Raw genomic sequence first — 2,700 nt, 5'->3', positions numbered from 1 at the left:
ATCTGACGGACTTCATTTTATCAGCGATTCCCTAAATTTTGAGGTGCGACAGCATAGGGAAGCACTGATAAATTCAGCACCACCGTCTTAGCACATCTTTTTCGCCCTCTCTTTGTCGACAAATCCTCCACATAGCCTTTGCTATGCGTCCGGTTTGTCTCCTCGACAGGACAAAAAATCTGCACCAATACGGCGGACTTCATTTTATCAGCGATTCCCTAGAAATTATCCCATAAGAACAAAATTCTTCCCCCCCTCTTGACACCTTCTCCATCCTCCTTTATAATCAAACACATGAATAGTTGTTCATATGTTATTTGTATAAAAGGAGACGATACTCATGAAGAAGGCATTCAAGATCCGTGAACTCGACTGTGCACATTGCGCGCAGGAGATCGAGGATGCGGCTGCAAAGGTTTCGGGCGTGAACAAGGTGCGCGTCAACTTCCTCAGCGAGCGCATGACGCTCGACGCGGAGGACGAGCGCTTTGACGAGGTACTCGCGGAGATCAAGAAGATTGTCAAGACCATCGAGCCGGACGCCGTACTCGAAGCGTAACAAAGAAAAAAGGGGGCAGCAGGCATGACGAAGAAACAGAAGCGGATGCTCATGCGCATCGGTGGAGCAGCAGCACTCTTCATCCCGGGAATGATCCTCGAAGACACGACCGTCGGTGTCGTGCTCCTCCTCGCAGCATACGCGCTCATCGGCTGGGACATCCTCTGGCGTGCGGCAGTCAATATCCGCCACGGGCGCGTCTTTGACGAGAACTTCCTCATGGCGGTCGCCACCATCGGTGCGATTGCCCTCGGCGACTACTCCGAGGGCGTCGCCGTCATGCTGCTCTACCAGATCGGCGAGTGGTTCCAAGGCTACGCCGTGCAGCGTTCCCGCCGCTCCATCTCCTCCCTCATGGATATCCGCCCCGACACGGCATGCGTCGTGCGTGACGGCGTTGAGGAGGAGGTCTTCCCCGACGAGGTCGAGGTCGGTGAGACCATCATCGTCCGCCCGGGGGAGCGCGTCCCGCTCGACGGGGTCATCCGAAAGGGCGAGGGTCTGCTCGACACCTCCGCGCTCACAGGCGAATCCATGCCGCGTGCGGTGCGTGTAAACGATGAGATCATCAGCGGCTGCATCAACCAGTCGGGCGTGCTTGAGGTGAAGGTCACAACCCCATACGAGGAATCGACCGTCGAGCGCATCCTCTCGCTCGTGGAGGAGGCGACGGACAAAAAGGCAACGACCGAGGCGTTCATCACGCGTTTTGCACGCTGGTACACGCCCGCCGTCGTCATCGGCGCCGTGCTGCTCGCCATCATCCCGCCACTTGTCACGGGTGATCCCTTCTCCATGTGGATCTACCGCGCACTCACCTTCCTCGTCATCTCCTGTCCCTGCGCCCTCGTCATCTCCGTGCCGCTCTCCTTCTTTGCGGGGATCGGCGGCGCGAGCCGCGCGGGCATCCTCATCAAGGGCGGCAACTACCTTGAGGCTCTGGCAAAGGCGGACACCGTCGTATTCGACAAGACGGGCACGCTCACAAAGGGCAGCTTCCACGTCGCGAGCGTCGTCCCTGCCGAGGGCTTCCAGGAGGCGGATGTTCTCTTCTACGCGGCGAACGCCGAACGCTACTCAACCCACCCGATCGGACGCTCCATCCTGCGCGCCTTCACGGGCGGCGGGAACACGACCGAAGAGACGGACGTACACGCGATGGAGGAAAATGCAGGACGCGGCATCTCAGCGCACATCAACGGTCATTTCATCCTCCTCGGCACGCATGACCTCCTCATGGCGAAAAAGACTGTCGGTATCTCCGCCATCCCGCATACGGGCGCGGTCTATCTCTCCGTCGACGGGCGCTTTGCAGGTGTCGTCCACGTCGCGGACGAGATCAAGGAGGATGCAGCAGCGGCGATCCGTGCGCTGAAGGAGCGCGGTATCCGCGAAACGGTTATGCTCACGGGCGACTCGCGCTGGATCGGCACGAGTATCGGCAAGAGTCTCGGCATCGACACCGTCCACGCCGAGCTCCTCCCGCAGGACAAGGTCGCGCAGGTCGAGACACTCCTTGCCGCACAGGGCGAGGGCAAGACCCTCGCCTACGTTGGCGACGGCATCAACGACGCGCCCGTGCTTGCGCGTGCCGATGTCGGCATTGCGATGGGTGCACTCGGCTCGGATGCGGCAATCGAGGCGGCGGATGTCGTCCTCATGACCGACGAGCCGCGAAAGATCGCAACCGCAATCGATATCGCGCGCAAGACCATGAGCATCGCGTGGCAGAACATCGTCTTCGCCATCGGCATCAAGGCAGTCGTCCTCGTCCTTGGCGCCATCGGCTGGGCAGGACTCTGGGCGGCAATCTTCGCGGACGTCGGCGTCACCGTCCTCGCCATCTTCAACGCTATGCGTGCACTGAGCGTAAAGGAATGACTTGCATCGCAGCCTCGTATCTGATATAATAAAGACACAAAAAAGAGAACCGTGACAAGACGGCTACCTCTTCACATTACACGGTTATAACCGCTCGTGCTTGGTAGGTAGGGCGGTTATTTCTTTGATACTGCGAGGATGTAACCCGTAGCGAATACCAGAATCAGTATGCACTCGTAGCTGTCCATATGCACCACCTCCCACTTACATGATTGGGAAGGTGAAGAGTTAAGGAAGCACTGATAAATTCAGCACCGCCA

General features: G+C 58.5%; 3 protein-coding genes. 2 read left to right on the top strand and 1 reads right to left on the bottom strand.

Annotated elements, in window-relative coordinates:
• Window positions 1-20: 20 nt before the first annotated feature.
• Window positions 21-203, bottom strand: a complete 183-nt coding sequence (locus tag HMPREF9163_RS12465; protein WP_009440847.1) for a hypothetical protein — start codon at window positions 201-203, stop codon at window positions 21-23.
• A 137-nt stretch (window positions 204-340) separates the two neighbouring features.
• On the opposite strand from HMPREF9163_RS12465, the gene HMPREF9163_RS06105 reads away from it, so the two are divergent.
• A complete protein-coding gene (locus HMPREF9163_RS06105) occupies window positions 341-559 on the top strand; it encodes a cation transporter (RefSeq protein ID WP_009440846.1) in 219 nt (72 codons plus the stop codon).
• A gap of 24 nt (window positions 560-583) precedes the next feature.
• Window positions 584-2,440 carry a heavy metal translocating P-type ATPase gene (locus HMPREF9163_RS06100; RefSeq protein WP_009440845.1) on the top strand — a complete coding sequence of 619 codons (1,857 nt, stop codon included), beginning with the start codon at window positions 584-586 and terminating at the stop codon, window positions 2,438-2,440.
• The last annotated feature ends 260 nt before the right edge of the window (window positions 2,441-2,700 follow it).

Origin of the sequence: Selenomonas sp. oral taxon 138 str. F0429 (assembly GCF_000318175.2) — a bacterium.
Lineage (GTDB): Bacteria > Bacillota > Negativicutes > Selenomonadales > Selenomonadaceae > Centipeda > Centipeda timonae.
The sequence above is the reverse complement of the archived record's forward strand: the minus strand, read 5'-3'. Positions and strand labels throughout refer to the sequence as shown.

Bases quoted from the DNA above. Each gene is read 5' to 3' on its own strand.
- HMPREF9163_RS12465 (WP_009440847.1), bottom strand. From the start codon at position 203: ATGAAGTCCGCCGTATTGGTGCAGATTTTTTGTCCTGTCGAGGAGACA.
- HMPREF9163_RS06105 (WP_009440846.1), top strand. From the start codon at position 341: ATGAAGAAGGCATTCAAGATCCGTGAACTCGACTGTGCACATTGCGCG.
- HMPREF9163_RS06100 (WP_009440845.1), top strand. From the start codon at position 584: ATGACGAAGAAACAGAAGCGGATGCTCATGCGCATCGGTGGAGCAGCA.